This window comes from Sagittula sp. S175, assembly GCF_049800975.1.
In the GTDB taxonomy this organism is placed as follows: domain Bacteria; phylum Pseudomonadota; class Alphaproteobacteria; order Rhodobacterales; family Rhodobacteraceae; genus Sagittula.
Genome location: NZ_JBNAGB010000003.1, coordinates 194,611 through 212,177, shown reverse-complemented (window position 1 = coordinate 212,177; position 17,567 = coordinate 194,611). Strand labels below are relative to the sequence as shown.

18 protein-coding genes are annotated in these 17,567 nt (G+C 65.5%); 8 read left to right on the top strand and 10 right to left on the bottom strand.

All coding sequences use genetic code 11. The features are described 5' to 3' along the window. Positions 1-177: 177 nt before the first annotated feature. The 5 genes from ACP16H_RS05870 to ACP16H_RS05850 all read right to left on the bottom strand — a co-directional run bounded on the left by ACP16H_RS05870 (position 178) and on the right by ACP16H_RS05850 (position 5,312). On the bottom strand, positions 178-966 hold the full coding sequence (locus ACP16H_RS05870; protein ID WP_425071330.1) for an SDR family oxidoreductase: 789 nt from the start codon (positions 964-966) through the stop codon (positions 178-180). Positions 967-981: 15 nt separating this feature from the next. Further along, positions 982-1,929 carry a calcium/sodium antiporter gene (locus tag ACP16H_RS05865; protein ID WP_425071329.1) on the bottom strand — a complete coding sequence of 316 codons (948 nt, stop codon included), beginning with the start codon at positions 1,927-1,929 and terminating at the stop codon, positions 982-984. Beyond that, positions 1,930-2,124: a hypothetical protein gene (locus ACP16H_RS05860; RefSeq protein ID WP_425071328.1), complete on the bottom strand. Its 195-nt coding sequence runs from the start codon at positions 2,122-2,124 to the stop codon at positions 1,930-1,932. Then, on the bottom strand, positions 2,121-2,918 hold the full coding sequence (locus tag ACP16H_RS05855) for a S49 family peptidase (protein WP_425071327.1): 798 nt from the start codon (positions 2,916-2,918) through the stop codon (positions 2,121-2,123). Before ACP16H_RS05855 ends, ACP16H_RS05860 begins: the two co-directional genes overlap by 4 nt. 204 nt (positions 2,919-3,122) lie before the next feature. Then, positions 3,123-5,312 carry a primosomal protein N' gene (locus ACP16H_RS05850; RefSeq protein ID WP_425071326.1) on the bottom strand — a complete coding sequence of 730 codons (2,190 nt, stop codon included), beginning with the start codon at positions 5,310-5,312 and terminating at the stop codon, positions 3,123-3,125. Between the two features lie 206 nt (positions 5,313-5,518). Here ACP16H_RS05850 and fsa point away from each other — a divergent pair, with 206 nt between their 5' ends. The 3 genes from fsa (at position 5,519) to ACP16H_RS05835 (ending at position 7,552) form a co-directional block, all read left to right on the top strand. Next, positions 5,519-6,172, top strand: a complete 654-nt coding sequence (gene fsa, locus ACP16H_RS05845; protein ID WP_425071325.1) for a fructose-6-phosphate aldolase — start codon at positions 5,519-5,521, stop codon at positions 6,170-6,172. A gap of 71 nt (positions 6,173-6,243) precedes the next feature. Continuing rightward, positions 6,244-6,870 (top strand): YdeI/OmpD-associated family protein, encoded by a 627-nt coding sequence (locus ACP16H_RS05840; RefSeq protein WP_425071324.1) that lies wholly within the window; start codon positions 6,244-6,246, stop codon positions 6,868-6,870. Positions 6,871-6,943: 73 nt separating this feature from the next. Then, positions 6,944-7,552, top strand: a complete 609-nt coding sequence (locus ACP16H_RS05835) for a PRC-barrel domain-containing protein (protein WP_425071323.1) — start codon at positions 6,944-6,946, stop codon at positions 7,550-7,552. A 67-nt stretch (positions 7,553-7,619) separates the two neighbouring features. Here the strand turns inward: ACP16H_RS05835 and ACP16H_RS05830 are convergent, their stop codons facing one another. Next, entirely contained in the window at positions 7,620-8,471 is an 852-nt protein-coding gene (locus tag ACP16H_RS05830) for a DUF6206 family protein (protein ID WP_425071322.1), read from the bottom strand. 27 nt (positions 8,472-8,498) lie between these two features. After that, positions 8,499-9,137 carry a ParA family partition ATPase gene (parA, locus tag ACP16H_RS05825; RefSeq protein ID WP_425071321.1) on the bottom strand — a complete coding sequence of 213 codons (639 nt, stop codon included), beginning with the start codon at positions 9,135-9,137 and terminating at the stop codon, positions 8,499-8,501. 147 nt (positions 9,138-9,284) lie between these two features. Here parA and ACP16H_RS05820 point away from each other — a divergent pair, with 147 nt between their 5' ends. The 3 genes from ACP16H_RS05820 (at position 9,285) to ACP16H_RS05810 (ending at position 11,693) form a co-directional block, all read left to right on the top strand. Further along, entirely contained in the window at positions 9,285-9,989 is a 705-nt protein-coding gene (locus ACP16H_RS05820) for a hypothetical protein (RefSeq protein ID WP_425071320.1), read from the top strand. 88 nt (positions 9,990-10,077) lie between these two features. Beyond that, positions 10,078-10,548: a DUF6795 domain-containing protein gene (locus ACP16H_RS05815; RefSeq protein ID WP_425071319.1), complete on the top strand. Its 471-nt coding sequence runs from the start codon at positions 10,078-10,080 to the stop codon at positions 10,546-10,548. Further along, positions 10,545-11,693 carry a lipase family protein gene (locus ACP16H_RS05810; RefSeq protein WP_425071318.1) on the top strand — a complete coding sequence of 383 codons (1,149 nt, stop codon included), beginning with the start codon at positions 10,545-10,547 and terminating at the stop codon, positions 11,691-11,693. Before ACP16H_RS05815 ends, ACP16H_RS05810 begins: the two co-directional genes overlap by 4 nt. A 64-nt stretch (positions 11,694-11,757) precedes the next feature. Here the strand turns inward: ACP16H_RS05810 and ACP16H_RS05805 are convergent, their stop codons facing one another. The 3 genes from ACP16H_RS05805 to ACP16H_RS05795 all read right to left on the bottom strand — a co-directional run bounded on the left by ACP16H_RS05805 (position 11,758) and on the right by ACP16H_RS05795 (position 16,418). Beyond that, positions 11,758-14,049 carry a right-handed parallel beta-helix repeat-containing protein gene (locus tag ACP16H_RS05805; RefSeq protein WP_425071317.1) on the bottom strand — a complete coding sequence of 764 codons (2,292 nt, stop codon included), beginning with the start codon at positions 14,047-14,049 and terminating at the stop codon, positions 11,758-11,760. A 293-nt stretch (positions 14,050-14,342) separates the two neighbouring features. Beyond that, entirely contained in the window at positions 14,343-14,750 is a 408-nt protein-coding gene (locus tag ACP16H_RS05800; protein WP_425071316.1) for a DUF4864 domain-containing protein, read from the bottom strand. An 87-nt stretch (positions 14,751-14,837) separates the two neighbouring features. After that, positions 14,838-16,418, bottom strand: a complete 1,581-nt coding sequence (locus ACP16H_RS05795; RefSeq protein ID WP_425071315.1) for a lysine--tRNA ligase — start codon at positions 16,416-16,418, stop codon at positions 14,838-14,840. Between the two features lie 102 nt (positions 16,419-16,520). Here ACP16H_RS05795 and ACP16H_RS05790 point away from each other — a divergent pair, with 102 nt between their 5' ends. Further along, positions 16,521-16,943 carry a tellurite resistance TerB family protein gene (locus ACP16H_RS05790; RefSeq protein WP_425071314.1) on the top strand — a complete coding sequence of 141 codons (423 nt, stop codon included), beginning with the start codon at positions 16,521-16,523 and terminating at the stop codon, positions 16,941-16,943. Between the two features lie 179 nt (positions 16,944-17,122). Continuing rightward, positions 17,123-17,551, top strand: coding sequence for a L,D-transpeptidase (locus ACP16H_RS05785; protein ID WP_425071313.1), 429 nt, complete (start codon positions 17,123-17,125; stop codon positions 17,549-17,551). The last annotated feature ends 16 nt before the right edge of the window (positions 17,552-17,567 follow it).

The following is a 17,567-nucleotide window of genomic DNA, read 5'->3' as shown; positions in this document are numbered from 1 at the left end:
CAAATTTCCCTTGAATCTTGGCCACTTCGTGCCGATGCACAAAAATTATGCAGCCAAATAAGACACTGATTTCATTTAAGAAAATATTCAAAACAGCACAAGCCCTTGAGAGTCTTAGCCTTTTCGTAACGCTTTTGTTAAGACTTTGTGACCCGTGCAAAACCACCGCCGCAGACATCATTCAACCCCGATCACGTCCGGTGTTTGCCAGGTCAAGTGTTGGCCGCCATCCACACATATAAGCTGTCCCGTGACCGCCTTTGCACGCAAAAGGTAAACAAGCGCAGCGGTAATGTCCTCAGGGTCAGACCCGCGCCGGAGGACTGTCGCAGAGCGTTGCTCGGCGAAATCTTCCTCGCTCTGGCGCCCGCCCCGCAACGTCGGTCCAGGCCCGATCCCATTCACCCGCACACGCGGTGCCAGCGCCTGTGCCGCCGTCCGCGTCATGGTCCACAGACCGGCCTTGGCGATGGTGTAGGAGGCGAACTCCGGCGTCAGCTTGCGCACGCGCTGGTCGATCATGTTCACCACCACGCCCTGCGCCACCGGCTCGCCGCGCCCGTCGGTCAGCGGTTCCGGCACCTGCTCGGCAAACCGCTGCACCAGCACGAAGGGCGCCCGCAGGTTGCTCTCGATCGCGCGGTCCCAACTGTCCCGCGTGGCCGTGCCGTAATCGTCATGCTCAAAGATCGAGGCATTGTTCACCAGCACCGTCAGCGGCCCGCCCAACGCCTCGGCGGCGCGGCCCACAAGCCCCTGTACCTCGTCCTCGACCAGCAGGTCCGCCTGCACCGCCACGGCATCGCGGCCCATGGCGCGGATGCGCCCCGCCACCTCTTCGGCGGCCTCCTGCGAACCCGAGTAATGCACCGCGACGTCATGGCCCTCTTCGGCCAGCGTCAGCGCCATGGCGCGCCCCAGCCGCTTGCCGGCCCCGGTGACCAGTGCCCGTCCCTTGCTGCCCATGCCTGTCCTCGCGTGTCAAATCAGTACGAGGATAACATAGCCCACGTAGAGCGCGGACAATAGCACGCCCCAGACCTTGTTCAGGTCCCTCCTGAGGAACACGAAGGGGATCAGCAGCAGCGACGCCACCAGCATCACGCCAAGGTCAAAAGTCAGCTCCGGCAGGTCGAACGGCATGGGCGCGATCATCGAGGCGATGCCGATGATGGCCAACAGGTTGAACATGTTCGACCCGATCACGTTGCCCAGCGCCACATCCGCCTGCCGCCGGATCGCCGCCATCACGGTGGTCGCCAGTTCCGGCAGGGACGTCCCCACCGCCACCAGCGTCAGCCCGATCACCTCGTCCGAGACGTGGAACATCCGCGCGATCTCCGTCGCGCTGTCCACCAGCAGGTCCGCCCCCAGCGGCAGGCCGATCAGGCCCAGCACGATGAAGAAGCCGATCTTCCACCACGGCATGTCCGGGTCCGCGCCTTCGGGCTCTTCCAGTTCCGCGTCCGCTTCACCGGCACGCCGATGCGCCAGCGCATCGCGGATCTGGTCGAACAGGATGTAACTCAGAACGACCAGCAGCACGATCCCGGACTTCCAGTCAAAGGTCTCGCGCAGGGCCAGCGCGATGAACAGCAGCGTCGCGCCGATCATCTGGAGGTAGCTCTTGCGGGTATCATGCGCCGAGGTATGCAGCACCGTAATCAGCGCCGGAATGCCCAGCACCAGCAGCACATTGGCCGTGTTAGACCCGATCACGTTGCCCAGCGCGATGCCGGGCGCGCCACGCAGCGCCGCCTGTGTCGAGATCAGCAGCTCCGGTGCCGAGGTGCCAAAGGCCACGATGGTCAGCGACACGATCAGCGCCGGGATCCCCACGCGCAGCGACAGGTTCACCGCGCCCTTCACGAGGGCATCGCCCGCCAGCAGCAGGATCAGCAATCCGAGGACAGCATAGACAAAGACCATTCAGCGTTTCCCCTTGCGGCAGTCGCAAGGACCCTTGCCGATGTTGTACCGCCCGCAGTCCGGGCATTTCGCGGCACTCAGCCGGGTGGTCTTGCCAAGGTCGCGCAGTCGGCGGGCGGACTTGGTCTTCCAACCGCCCAACATGCCGATCACGCCCATGACGAGCAGGAAAAGGAGAACCAGCTTGGCGATCACGACAGGCCGAACCGCGCGTAATCTGCGCGCTCCTCGATTTCGTTCAGCGCGCCCTGCGCGATCTGCAGGCCAAAGCGCGGGAACAGCGGCTTTTTCGCCTCAAAGCGTTTGAAGGAGACCTTGTCGCCGTAAATCTGCTTCATCTTGGGCACCAGATGCGCCACACCGTCGGCCAGCCCCTGATCCACTGCGCCCTGCCCGATCCAGATTTCGCCGGTGAACAGGTCCGGGTTGTCGGCCAGCTTGTCCCCACGCCGAGCCTTGACCTGCGCAATGAAAGTCTCGTGCAGCTGCCCAAGCAAGCGGTCCAGACGCGCGACGTCTTCCTCGGTCTCGGGACGGAACGGGTCGAGCATCGACTTCGACTTGCCCGCCGTATGCACGCGGCGTTCGATCCCCTGCCGTTGCAGGAACACATGCGCCCCGAACCCCGAGGAGATCACCCCGATGCTGCCCAGCATCGACGAGGCATCGGCCCAGATGTGATCCGCCGCGCTGGCGATCCAGTAGCCCCCGGACGCCGCCACATCCTCGACAAAAGCGTGGACGGGCACCTCGTGCTCTTCGGCCAGCCGCCGGATTCGCGCGCCGATCAGCGAGCTTTGCACTGGCGAGCCGCCGGGCGAGTTGATCTCCAGCGCCACGGCATCGGGTTTCGAGCGGAATGCCTTTTCCAGCAATGGCGCGGCGGTGCGGTCACTGAGGTTGCCGCGCGCGGGAACGGAAATGGCACCCTGCAGGCGCACGACGGCAACCCGGGGCGGGGTTTTGACAAAGGGGATCCAGCGTCTCATGTCTAGGCATGTAGAGGCGCGCGTTGACGGGGACAAGCGGCGGCGAAGATTTCCCTTGCCGAGCGTGTGGTTTCGCCCTGCCTTCGGCCCGGCGACTGGCGCGCGGGCTGCGCCTGCGCGCCGAAAGCGGCCCATGGCCGCTGCGGAGGCTCTGCCTCCGGACCTCCGAGGGTATTTCGAAAACCAAAGAAGCAGGGGCGTGGGTCAGAAGAACGACTGCGGGTCGATGTCGATGGCGAGGCGCAGGTCGCCCTTGAGCTTTACGTTCCGGGTCCATTCCGTCAGGGCCGGTTGCAGCATCACTTCCTTCGGGCCCCGCACCAGCAGGCGCACCCTGTGTCGGCCCCGCACGCGGGCGACGGGCGCGGGTGCGGGCCCGTAGACCTGTGCGCCAACCCGGCGCAGCGGCCCGTCGTTGCGCGCCAGCCAGTTGCCGAGGTCAAAAATCTCTTGCACATCCGGCCCCGACAGGATGATCCCCGCCAGCCTGCCAAAGGGGGGCATCCCGCCAATGCGGCGCTCATCCGCCTCCGCCCGCCAAAAGGCCTCTTCGTCGCCCGCCAGGATCCCCCGGATCACCGGGTGTTCCGGCTGGTAGGTCTGCAAAAGCGCCTGCCCCGGTTTCTCGGCCCGGCCTGCGCGCCCCGCCACCTGCCGCATCAGCTGAAAGGTCCGCTCGGCGGCGCGCAGGTCCGATCCTTGCAGGCCAAGGTCCGCGTCGATCACCCCCACCAGCGTCAGGTTGGGGAAGTTGTGCCCCTTCGCCACCAGCTGCGTGCCGATGATGATATCGGCGCCGCCCTGCGCGATTGCCTCGATCTGCGCCTTCAACTCGCGCGCCGTGCCGTAAAGGTCCGAGGACAGCACGGCGACACGGGCCTCCGGAAAGGCCTCCTGCGCTTCCTCCGCCAGCCGTTCTACCCCCGGCCCCACGGCGGCCAGCTTGTCCTCGGCCTCGCAGCTGGGGCACTTGTCGGGCATCGGCTTGGTCTCGCCGCACTGGTGGCAGACGAGCCGTTTCAGAAAGCGATGCTCCACCATGCGCGCATCGCAATGGTCACAGCCGATCTGTTGCCCACAGGCCCGGCACAGTGTCACTGGCGCATAACCGCGCCGGTTCAGGAACAGCAGCGCCTGTTCGCCCCGCTCCATCCGCTGCTTCACCGCCGTCGCCAGCCGCGGCGAGATCCAGCGGTTCGACGGCAACTCCTGCGTGCGCATGTCGATGGTCTTCATCTCCGGCATCACCGCCGGACCAAAGCGCGAGGTCAGGATCAGCCGCTGGTACTTGCCCTGATCCGCGTTCACCCAGGACTCCAGCGAGGGCGTGGCCGAGGCCAGCACCACCTGCGCCCCAAGGATCGAGGCCCGCAGGACCGCCATGTCGCGCGCGTTATACAGCACGCCCTCTTCCTGCTTGTACGAAGTGTCGTGTTCCTCATCGACCACGATCAGCCCAAGCTGCTGGAACGGCAGGAACAGCGCCGAACGCGCGCCCACCACCACCTGCGCCCGCCCCTCGGCCACCATGCGCCAGACCCGTCGGCGCTCGGTCATGGTCACACCGGAATGCCATTCGGCGGGGCGCGCACCGAACCGCGCCTCCAGCCGTTGCAGGAACTCGCCCGACAGCGCGATCTCCGGCAACAGGACCAGCGCCTGCCGCCCCTGCCGCAGCGCCTCGGCCACCGCCTCCAGGTACACCTCGGTCTTGCCCGACCCGGTGACCCCCTTCAGCAAGACCGTGCCATAGCGCCCCGACCGCTGCCCTTCGCAGAGCACCGCCGCCGCGCCCGCCTGATCGTCGGTCAGCGCCTTGCCGCCATACTCCGGGTCCAGAACCGGAAAAGGCGAATCCTTCGGGCTTTCCTCCTCGACGATGGCCCCGGACTTCAGCAACCCCTTGACCACCGAGGACGTGACCCCCGCCGCCTCCGCCAACTCTCCAAGCGTCAGCGACAGCCCGCCCATCTCCTCCGAGGCATCCAGCACCCGCGCCCGCGCATCGGTCATCCGGTCCGGCTCACCCGTACCGCGCCGATACACCTTGCGCATCGACGGCGGATCACCCAGCCCCGGCGCCCGCGTCGCCAGACGCAGCATCGCCGCCATGGGCGTCAGCGTGTAGGCACCCGCCTTCTCGAGGAAAACCAGCATCTCCTCGCGCATCGGCGCGGCATCCAGCACCCGGATCACACTGCGCAGCTTCGACGCATCGAACCCGCCCGCCCCCGGCCCCCAGACCACCCCCAGAACCTTCCGCGGCCCCAGCGGCACCTCGACAAAGGCCCCGACAAAACAGCCCCCCTCCGGCGCGCGGTAATCCAGCACCCGGTCCAGCGGCTGTGTCGTCAGAACGCCAATGCGTTCGCCTTCGGCAAAGAACTCCTGCATCCTTCCCAGATGGCCCAAGCCGGGGGCGCGCGCAACGCCTCTGCTTCATCTTGATCCAAATACCCTCGGGGGAGTCGCTCCGCAGGAGCGGCGGGGGCAGCGCCCCCTTCCCTGAATCCGTTAGCGTTAACGCAACCCTTTCCGCGCAGGCCCCCTTGCGCTACAAGGCCCGCGAAGACTCACCCAGCCACAGGGGATCCTGATCCATGAAATTCTTCGTAGATACCGCCGAAATCGATGCCATCCGCGAGCTGAACGACCTCGGCATGGTGGACGGCGTCACCACCAACCCCTCGCTGATCAAGAAGTCCGGCCGCGACATCCTCGAAGTGACGAAGGAAATCTGCTCCATCGTCTCCGGCCCGGTCTCCGCCGAGGTGACCGCCACCGAGGCCGACAAGATGATCACCGAAGGCCGCAAGCTGCGCGAGATCGCCGACAACATCGCCGTCAAGGTGCCGCTGACCTGGGACGGTCTGAAGGCCTGCAAGGTGCTCTCCGACGAGGGCACCATGGTCAACGTCACGCTGTGCTTCTCCGCCAACCAGGCGGTGCTGGCGGCCAAGGCCGGCGCGACCTTCATCTCTCCCTTCGTGGGCCGCCTCGATGACCTGAACCTCGACGGCATGGAGCTGATCGGCGACATCCGCACGATCTACGACAACTACGGTTTTGAAACGCAGATCCTCGCGGCCTCGATCCGCTCCGCCAACCACATGAAAGACTGCGCCCTGATCGGTGCCGACGTCGCCACCGCGCCGCCCGCCGTCATCAAGGCCATGGCGAACCACGTCCTGACCGACAAGGGTCTCGACCAGTTCCTCAAGGACATCGCCGACGCGGGCATCAAGATCGTCTGACCCCGGACCCCACATCGGGCGGGGCCATCCCCGCCCGATACCCCAGTTCGCCGACCCAAGTACCCCTCTGCTTGCCAGACCACCGGCCCGATGGCACGCTCGACGCCATGGCCATCAAACACCCGGACCTCGATCAGCATTTCACGCCCCCCGCGACATGGGCCGGGGAACTCGCAGCCCTGCGCGCCATTCTCCACGACACAACCCTCATCGAGACGCTGAAGTGGAACAGCCCGGTCTACAGCTGGGACAACCGCAACGTCGCCATCCTCTGGGGGTTCAAGGAGGCCGCCACGCTGGGCTTCTTCAAGGGCGTCCTGCTGAACGACCCCGACAAGCACCTTCAGGCCCACGGCCCGAACTCCCGCTCCTCGCTGTCCCTGAAATTCCACGACACAGCCTCGGTGCACGCCGCTGAACCCCTCATCCGCGACTTCGTCGCTCAGGCGATCCAGCTGGAAAAGGACGGCAAACAGGTCCCGAAACCCGATGGCGACCCCGACTGGCCGCCAGAGCTGGAGGACCGCCTCGACGCCGACCCGGCCCTGCGCGAAGCGTTCGAGGCCCTCACCCCGGGCCGCCGCCGCGGCTACATCCTCCACATTGCCGGGGCCAGGCAGTCAAAGACCCGTCACGCCCGCATCGACAAGCATGCCCCGCGCATCCTGCAAGGCAAGGGAATGCACGACGATCCCTGAGCGCGGACCATACATCGGAACGACTCGCCGTCCAGCCACGTTTCCCCCCTGACACCAACCGGGAGAGAGAGACATGACCACCCTGCGCAGCCTCGTCACCACCACCGCCATCCTGTTCGCCGCAACCGGCGCCACGGCACAGCAAAACACCTCCAGCCTCGATTGCGATGCCATCGCAGAGGCCATTCAGCAGACCGAGAACCCCGAGAAACACGCAGCCATGATGCAGGACGCGGGCCAACCCGGTGACTGCGACGTGACGCTGTCACAGGCCAAAACCGCCGAAACCGTCAAGCCCGACGCCAATGACGCGGCTGACGAGGACGGCATCGACGACCAGCCCTATGTCACCGCCGGCGAAGCCGAGCCCCTGGCGCCGGGCGGCACCAACGACCCGCGCGCCGCCACCGCCGAGGCGAAGATGGTGACCCTGACCGTCGCGGAACTCACAGGCCTGACCGTGCAGGCCACAGACGGCGAGATCGGCACGGTCCACATGGTCTCTGCCGACGCCAGCGGTGCCCCGGAGGCCGCGCTGATCGACATCGGCGGCTTCCTCGGGATCGGCGAAACCACCGTCGCCCTGCCGCTCGACGACCTCACGGTCAGCCGCGACGGCGATGACATGTGGCTCGCCACGGACTACACCCGCGAGGCGCTGGAGCAGATGCCGCGCTTCTAACGCCGGGACCCGCTTTTAGACAACACCAGCGAGAAGCGTAGGTCGGGGCTATGCCCCGACTCACCCCTCAGACGTTCGGCTCGCCCTGCAAACCCAGAACCTTGCGGAACCCGGTCCAGTAGCCCGGCAGCTTCGGTGCCTCCGCCATGCCGGGCAGCGCCTCCTCGGCCCATGGCTTCATCTCACGCGCAACAAAATCGCGCCCCCAGGCCAGGTAGGCCTCCGCATCGTCAGGCCGCAGCCGGCAGGCCGAACCCACCATGCCCACCACCGTCTCGGCGGGCGAATACCATTCGTCCTGAATGCCCGTCACCTTGCGCTGCAAAAATGGCCCCACGACCCGCATCAGCCGCTTTTCCGAGAACTGAAGCAGCATCCGCCCCATCTCCTCGCGCGAATAATGGATCAGCGGCGGGAACGTGTCGAAGAACACCGCCTGCCCCTCCACGATCGCGAAATTCCGGATCGAGGGGTGAAAGCCGATGCGCCCGTCGAACCCCTCCGCCCAATGCCAGAAGCGCGCGATCACCTGCCCCGCCGCCTCCATCATCTCCAGCGTCTGCTCCACCGTCGAGCTTTGCATCAACGGACGCATCAGGCACCGCGCATCCAGCGCCTGCTGCACAACGACCGGCGTCACTTCCCCGGCGATCTCCACCAGGTGAAATTCCGTCTCGGGCATCGGCACGCCCGCATCCAGCAGCGCCTTGACGTAATCCGCGTGACATTCCGCCAGCCGGTCCGTCGCTGCACGTGATCCCGCGCCGCGATAGACCTTGATGACCCGGTCCGCCAAAGGCCCCGACGCAGGCCGGAATGGCGCGGTGAAATACCCCAGCTTTGAAATCGGCTGGCCCTCTGCACCGCGAAAGGCAGCAATCGCGGCGAGGATGTCGGCGTGGTCGGCGCGCTGGCTCATGGGTCACTCCCTTGGTTCAGGCCCGCCTTACCCCGCTTTCAGCCGCTCCGCCACCTCTGCGACCAGCGCCGTCACCTCGTCGCGCGCCGGACCCTTCGCCTCGACCGCGCCGCGCCCGTGGCCCATGGCCTCGGCATAGCCGACACGCTGCGCCAGCATGGCCTTGGCCACCGGCGCGCCCAGTTCCTTGGCCGCCTCGACCACCTCGGCCCCCAGCCGCGTGCCCGAGCGCGTCCGGTTCATCACCAGCAGCACGGGCTTGTCCTCCCGCGCGGCCAGATCCATGACCCCCTCGGTCGCCCACAAATCCATGTGACCGACCGAAATCGGCACAACCACCAGATGCGCCACCCGCAGCGCGGGCCGCAAATCGCTGTCCACCTTCGGCGGCGTGTCGACGATTACCACGTCGCACAGCCCCGCCATCTTGCGCACCTCCATCGAGATGCCCCAAGCGCTCGACGTGGCGAACTCCAGCCCCTGACAGGCGGCCTCGTCGCCTTCGAACCGCGTGACATACCAGCGCCCAAGGGACCCCTGCGGGTCCAGGTCGATCAGCCCGACCGTCTTGCCCTCTGCCCGGAACCCCAAGGCCATGTGCGCCGCCAGCGTGGTCTTGCCCGACCCGCCCTTCTGCTGCGCCACCGTGATCACTTTCCCTGCCATTTCCATCCCCCGGCAACTCACCCGCGATTGTGCACCTGCAGCATCGCAGACACCAGTCCTCTTGACGCGTGCGGAAACCATGTCGCGCCGCGCCGATTTTCTCCTGCCCTGTCCGAGGTTTAACCCTGTCTTAACCAAGACCGGGCCATGCTGGACGGGCCTCCCCAACCCCATTGTGCCCCGATGCGCGCCGTCCTGACAGCCCTTTTCCTCCTGACCGCCACGCTTGTCCCCTGTGCCGCACGGGCCGGGGCATGGCCGCGCGATGCCGGGTCGGGTTTCTTCTCGGTGGCCACGCGCCTCAGCTGGCCGCAGGAGATCGCGCAATGGACCTCGATCGAGCCGACCGAGGATTACCATACGCTTTACATCGAATATGGCATGACCGACCGGCTCACCCTCGGGCTGGACGTGGGGCGCTCCGTGTCTGGTGGTGGCAAGTCCGTGGCCTTCGTCCAGTTCCCCCTGCTGGACCGCGACACCGGGCCAAAGGTCTCGGCCCAGCTTGGCTTTGGCACCATCGCCGGTGAAAATATCCTCCGCCCCGGCCTTTCGGTGGGCTGGGGGATGCCAAACGGCTGGCTCGCCTTCGACGGCGTGGCCGAGATGCACCGCTCCGGCGATACCGACGTCAAACTCGACGTCACATGGGGCCGCAACCTGCCCAAGGGGCGCAAGCTGATCGTCCAGCTTCAGACCGGCCTGCAGGAAAACGACCCCGCCTTCGCCCGCCTCGCGCCCTCGCTCGTCTTTCCCATGCGAAAGAAGATGAACGCCGAACTTGGCGCCACCTACGGCCTGAAAGGCGACGACTCGATGGGGCTGAAATTCGGGCTCTGGCTCGACTTTTAGCCACTGGTCAGCGCCGCTTACGGGATTCCATACTTTCACCCCCCCGCTAAAACGCTACAACTTTGCAGGCAGCCAAAACGCATGCCTCATGATGTATCGTAACCTGGCCCGCGCCCTCTGCGCGGCCTTTCTGGTAATTGGACAGACGCCCATGGCCCGCGCCGAGGAATATCTCTGCTCGCCCATGACGGGCCAACTGGTGACGCCGCAGGGCGTGCCGGTGCCTGATACGCCTGTGCGCCGCGCGTGGTTCTGGCGTGGCAAGCGCGGCGAAAGCGCCACCACCACCGATGCCGAGGGGCGGTTCACCTTTCCTGCCGTGCCGCCGAAACGCGGCCTTTTCGAACGCATCCCCGCGCGCGAGGCCGTCATTCAGGACTTCTACGCCGACCTCCCCGACGGTCCGTTCCAGTTCCTCTACCTGTCGACGCGCGGCCTGTCGCTGAACGCCGAAACGCTGGGCAAGCCCTTCAACGTCCGCTGCCGTATCGGCGTCGAGCCCTACGCCGACGACATCCACTTCGGCACCTGCACCCTCATCGACCCGGAGGCGTCATGACCCTTCTGACCGCCTCGCAGGCCGCGACCTTCGCGGACCTGGCCTATGACACCGCCGCCTCGGGCGACACCGCCTCGACCACTTGGCGGGCCAAGGCATCCCTTGCCGCGCTCCAGAAAAACGGCCCCACCCCCGCCGACATGTCGGATTTCACCACCCTCTCGGGCTTCACCGGGGCCTCGGGGGCGTTCGGCCTGCGCGATGTCACGGGTTTCGGCGCGGCTTTTGAGCGCAAGTCGTCAAAACGCGAACTCATCATCGCCTTTCGCGGCACCGTCTCCGCCTTCGACTGGGTGTCGAACTTCAACATCGGGATGGAGCCGGGACCGGGCGGCGCCATCGTGCATTCCGGCTTCAACCGCGTCTACAACGCCCTTCAGGACGAGCTTTACGCCCTCATCGCCAAGGCCAACCCCGAAATCCTGCATTTCGTCGGCCATTCGCTGGGCGGCTCCATGGCGACGCTGGCCATGGCCGATTTCGGCCTCAGCGCCAATGGCCGCACCTGCCACCTCTATACCTTCGGCACCCCGCGCATCGGCGGTTTTGCCCTCAACAGCCAGCTGCGCAGCGTGCTGACACCGTCTTCCGTCCGCCGCGTTTATTCGGTCTCGGACCCGGTGCCGATGATCCCGCTGCTGCCGTTCCAGCACTTCACTGCCGGGGCCACGGGCCTCGACTTCGGCTTTGCCCTCATCACGCCCAAGGCGCATGACCGCATCACCTACCGCAACCGGATGCCCGCCGACGGCTGGCCCCCCATCACACCGCTGGCGGTGAAAAGCGACCCTGCCTACTGGCTGGGCATGGCGGAACGCGCACAGGGCTTCTCGACCATGGGCTACCACGCGCTCTCCATGGCGCTGGCCGGGATCATGTCCATGCTGAACATCGGCGGCCTCGCCCTGTCCGGCGGCATCACCGTGCTCGACCGCCTGGCCGAAGCCCTCGTGAACGCCGCCCACATCGCCCGCAACATGGCCGAGATGACCCTGCGCTTCGTCAAGGCCGCCCTGCGTCTTGTCAACCGCGCCGCCATCGGTGCCGCCGTCACCACCGCCGACCTGACACAGGACTTCCTGCGCCTCGTCCTCGACATGCTGATCGCCCCCATCCAGCGCGCCGCCCGACAGGCGCTGGCCTAAAGGCCGGCCCGAAAACCGGCCCGGAAACGCGCATGAAAAAGGGGCCCGAAGGCCCCCTTTCCCGTCACTTGTCCGACCGCATCGTCACGGCCACGTCACCCAGCATGGGCTCGGGCCAGATCAGCTGCACCTTGTCGCCATTCGACCCGATCTCGGCCTGCGTATAGGGCATGGCGTAATTCGACACGTTCGACGCATTGCGCGGCCGCGAGGTCGTCACCACGCTGTCCACCTGCATCGCCCGCCCGGCAAAGGGCAGCCGCTTGAGGCTGTCGATCTCCCAGACCTGCGCATGGGTGTTCTGGCTGTGCTTCACCACCAAGGGGTTCTGCGCACCGCTTTCGACGTTGTGATAGGTGTTCCCGGTAAAGGAAATCCCCCGGAACCCGTTCATCACCATCTGCGCATACGACGTATCCACCCGCTCGCCGCGCTGGATCACCAGCCCCACGGCGCGGAAAGTGTTCCCCGACACGTTCATCCCGTTGACATAGTGCCCCGAGCCATAGGGCTTCACCACGATAAAGCTGAACAGCGTCGACACGTTCGAACACAGCATCACGTTGTCGGTGATCGACAGGCCCGCGAACCCGAAGCCCCCGGTGAAATCCGGCTCCGGCTCGCGCTCGTTGGTCCACTCGATGTGGCAGTTGTCGATGTAGTTGCCGCTGATCTGCGTGTTGCAGGCGCGCAGCGCAATGACGATCCCCGCCGTGCGCACCCCCGCCGTCGCCGGGTCGCCCTGAAAGAAGTGGTTCCCCGTGATGACACTCTGCGCCCCCGAGATCACAGCGAAATGCCGGAACTGCGAGGCGCGGCAATTGCGGATCTTCACGTCGTTGGCATTGGTGACGATGGCCACCGTCTGGCGGTTCTGGCTCAGTTCGCCGCCCTCGTGGCTGATGAACTGGCAATGGTCGATCAGCGCGCCCTGACAGCCGTCGCCGATGGACACCAGCCCGCGATGGCCGGGCCGGTTGAACACGCAGTTGCGCACCACGTTCACCGTGCCATATGCGGGCCAGGCCATGCCGCTGGCCAACTCGTTGCACTGGAACTCGATGCCTTCCAGCTCAAAGACGTTCAGCCGCTCGAAGCCGGTGAAATCCAGCATGAACTTGAAGCGGGTAAAGGTATAGACCTGCTGCCCCACTGCGTCCGACAACGGCTGCGACAGGGTGATCTCGGCAGCACCGACATTGATCGCCCGCACATAGACCTCGCGCCCAACGCCCGAGGCGGTGATCAGCGAGCCCACCTTGATATTGGCGATATTGGTCACATTGGTCAGCTTCCAGCCGTTCGAGGCACTGTAGGTCGCGGTCGAGGTCACCGTCTCCGGCGCCCAGTTGCCGCTGTCCTCAGCCCGCAGCTGGCCGTTCCGGATGACCCGGCGCTGCGCATAGGACGTCCGGTTCGGTACAATCGCCGCCACGTCGATGGGGCTGAAAATCGACACGCGCCGCCCGCAAAGGTCGAGGCTCTCGTGATCCGCCCCGTTCATCAGCGACTGCACCGCCTTCTTGAACGCCATCTCCTCGTCGCCGCCAAAGGCATCGATATAGGTCGGCAGGTCGTAATCCTTGGTCAACGACAGGATCGCATCGACCGGCATGGTCACCTTGCCCTCAAAGGTCACGCGGCTCTCCAGCGTGACCGAGGATGCGAGGTGATATGTCCCCGCCGACACCAGCACACGCCGCCCGTTCGCGGCAGCATCCGCCGCAGCAAAGGCCGCCGTGTCATCGGTGACCCCGTCGCCCTTCGCGCCATAGTCGCGCACGTCGACCCAGTTCATCAGGTCGCGCAGAAACACCCCGGTGATGTCCTCGATCTCGATGTCATCGACCCGCACCACGCCGCCGTTCGGCCCTGTCAGGTCGATGCCGAAATGCCCGTAGACCGCCGTCGTGCCCCAGACGAGGTCCACCCCGCCCCGGTCGCCCGCGCCAACGATGGCCGAGACCTCGACCACCTCGCCGTAGTCCGTCAGCGCCACCGTCTCGCCCACGGTCGTGACACCGGCCACCGCCGTGCCATTCGCCTGCGCGGCATAGCCCGCCACCCGCACCGACGGCAGCGCGCCCGACACCGCCTTCACCCGCACGGTCACCCGCAGGTAACATCCCAGCGGCAGCGGCGTCTGGCCCATGTAGCGCAACTTCTGCGTGGCCTCGGTCTTCTGGATCTCCAGGCAGCCCGCGAAATCCTGATCCGCCGGAACGAAAGCCGCGCTGGCCAGCCCCGCGTAGGTGGTCGAGCCGGGCACCCCGTCGCCCTTCGCAAACAGACCAAGATTGTCCGCCGCAAACGCGGGCGGCATAAAGACCAGTCCGTCGGTGATCGCCTTGTTCATCGAGTTCCCTTTCAACACGAAGAGGCCTTCGGCCCCGCTCGGGAAAGGGAAGTATCAACGCCCGGTTAACGGTCTGGAACCGCAGCGTACGGTGGTCGGCGCGCGCAAAGGGGCTCCGCCCCCGCGCCTTCGGCGCTCCCCCGGAGGTATTTGGACCAAGAAGAAGCCCAAAGGGCCGCTCCCTGCTTCTTCTTGGGACAAATATCTCCGGGGGTCTGGGGACAGCGCCCCCAGTCATGCAAAGCATGACAAACGTCAGCTGGACAATGGAAGCAACAGGCCCGGCCTCGCCGTCAGACCCCCACGTCCGGCGCCGGGATCACCTGCACACCGGCGATGCGCCACTCGCCCAGCACCCGCTCCATCCGGTAGGCGAGCCCGAACCGCCGCCCCTGCTGGTCCTGTATCAGCACCTCCTGCCACAGCACGCCATCCTCGTCGTGCAGCCGTCCGAACCGCACGTCGCCAGGCCGCCAGACCATCGGGTAGCCGTTCTTCACCATCGCGCCAAAGCGGTCCGGCGTGCCGAACATCCCCTGTATCCCCGGGCTTGCGAACATGAACGCGGTCGAGAAATCGTCCACCCGGAACGCCGCGATCTGGTCCGAGATCGCTGCCTCGATCCCCGGTTCGCGCGGCACCTCCTCGGCGCGCAGCCCCAACCCCCAGACCATCAGCATCAAGACAAAGAAAAAGCGCATGGCGTGACCCTCCTCTGGTAACAGAAGTAAGCCACGTCCACGCGCCGTCAAAAGTTTCAGCCCCGGTCGATAAACCGGATCACCAGATCAGGCCGCCAAATCCCCGGCCAGCCCCTTCTCGATCAGCTCCACCGTCTCGGCCACGCCATAGAGCGCGATGAACCCGCCGAAGCGCGGACCCTGCGACTGCCCCAGCAGCACCTCATACAGCGCCTTGAACCAGTCGCGCAGGTTCTCGAACCCATGCTCCTTGCCCACGGCAAAAACCGCCGACTGCAAGGTCTCGTCGTCCGCCGGACCCTCCCAGGCCCGCAGCCGCGCCGCCAGGTCTTCCATCGCCGCCCGCTCCTGCGGCTCCGGCGCGCGGAACACCTTGGTCGGCTTCACGAAATCCTCGTAGTACTTCACGGCAAAGCCCGCCGCCGCGTCCACATCCGGATGCGTCTCGGGCGAGGCATCGGGTGCGTAACGGCGGATGAAGGACCACATCGCCGCCTTGTCCTCGGCATGGGCCGCGCTTGCCAGGTTCAGCAGCATCGAGAACGGCACCACCAGGGTGCTCTCCGGGACATCGCCGCCGTGGATATGCCACACCGGATTCGCCAGCTGCTGCGTCGCGTCCTGCGTCGGGTAGGCACGCAGCTGCTGGTGATATTCGTCCACCGCCTTGGGGATCACGTCAAAGAACAGCCGCTTGGCGGTCTTGGGCTTCTGGAACATGAAATACGACAGCGACTCAGCCGAGGCATAGGTCAGCCACTCGTCGATCGAGATCCCGTTGCCCGACGACTTCGAAATCTTCTGCCCCTTGTCATCGAGGAACAGCTCGTAGGTGAAATGCTCCGGCGCCTTCGCCCCCAGCGCCCGGCAGATGCCGTCATAGATCGGCGTGTTGGTCGAGTGATCCTTGCCGTACATCTCGAAATCCACACCCAGCGCCGCCCAGCGCGCGCCGAAATCCGGCTTCCACTGCAGCTTCACGTTGCCGCCGGTCACCGGCAGCGTCCACTCGCGCCCCTCTTCGTCGTCAAAGGTGATCTCGCCCTTCGCCGCATCGACGTTCTTCATCGGCACATACAGCACGCGGCCCGTCTCCGGGTGGATCGGCAGGAAGATCGAGTACGTCGCCGCCCGCTCATCCCGCAGCGACTTCAGCATGATCTTCATCAGGTCGTCATACCGCTCCGCCGCGCGCAGCAGCACCGCGTCGAACTGGCCGGACTTGTAGAACTCCGTGGCCGAGTAGAACTCGTACTCGAAGCCAAACGTATCAAGGAACCGCCGCAACATCGCGTTGTTGTGGTGGCCAAAGGACTCATGCGTGCCAAAGGGATCGGGCACCGCGGTCAGCGGCTTTTGCAGGTGCTCGCGCAGCATCTCCTGTTGCGGCACGTTGCCCGGCACCTTGCGCATCCCGTCCATGTCGTCCGAAAAGCAGATCAGCCGCGTCGGAATGTCGGAAATCTCGTGGAAGGCCCGGCGGATCATCGAGGTCCGCGCCACCTCGCCAAAGGTGCCGATATGCGGCAGGCCGGACGGGCCATAGCCGGTCTCGAACAGCACATAGCCCTTCTCCGGCGGCGCCTTCTCGTAGCGTTTCAGGATCCGGCGCGCCTCTTCGAACGGCCAGGCCTTGCTGTTCATGGCGGCTTCGCGCGTATCGGACATGTTCCGGACTCCTTGGTAAGAACGCAGCGCTTCCTATTGCGGCAACGGCCAAGCGTCAATAAATTGCGCTGCAACGCCGCATTAATGGACGGAAAGAGGCCCATGACCGAAGTTTCCCACCCGCTGAGCCCACAGGACTGCCTTGTGGCGGTCATGATCGCCGTGTCGATGTCGGACGAGAACATCCGCACCGCCGAACTGGTCAAGATTGATTCGGCGGTCAACATGCTGCCGATCTTCGCCGAGTATGACGGCGATCGCGTGCGCGTCATGGCCTCCATGGTCGCCGACCTGTTCGAGCAGGAGGACGGCCTCGACGCCCTGTTCGGCCTCGTGCGCGACAACCTCCCCGAGCGCCTGTTCGAAACCGCCTACGCGCTGGCCTGCGACGTGGCCGCCGCCGATGGCACGCTTCAGGAAACCGAACTGCGCCTGCTCGAAGAGATTCGCTACGAGCTGAACATCGACCGCCTGCACGCCGCCGCCATCGAACGCGGCGCGCGCGCACGTCACCTGTCGGTCTAAGCGCCAAGCGCCCGAAATCACCGAAGAAATCAAGCGATGTGGGGATTCCCTGCATCGCTTTTTCTTTAAATCGTTCAAAGGTCAGGATTACCGGACTCGCAGGTCGTTAACCCCGTTGTATCGTCCCGCAGGCACAATTTTGCCGATGCGCTGCCATAGCCATTTTCTGGAGGGACCCGATGAACCGCATTCTTTCCGCCGTATTTGCCACGGCGCTCAGCATTCTCACCCCGATTGCCGCCCTCGCCGCGCCGCTGGTGGCCAAGGTCGACATCTCAAGCCAGACCATGACCGTGATCTACAACGGCGAAATCGCCTACCAATGGCCGGTCTCCACCGCGCGCAAGGGCAAGTACACCCCGCGCGGCCAATGGTCGGCCAAGTGGTTGTCGAAGAACCACAAATCCAGCCTCTATGACAACGCGCCCATGCCCTATTCGATCTTCTTCAACGGCAATTACGCGATCCATGGCACCAACCAGATCTCGCGCCTCGGCCGCCCCGCCTCGGCGGGCTGCGTGCGCCTGCACCCGGAACACGCCGCCGTACTGTTCAACCTGACGCAGCAGGTGGGCAAACAGAACATGCGCGTCGTCATCCAGAACTGAAAAGGTCGGGGGGCAA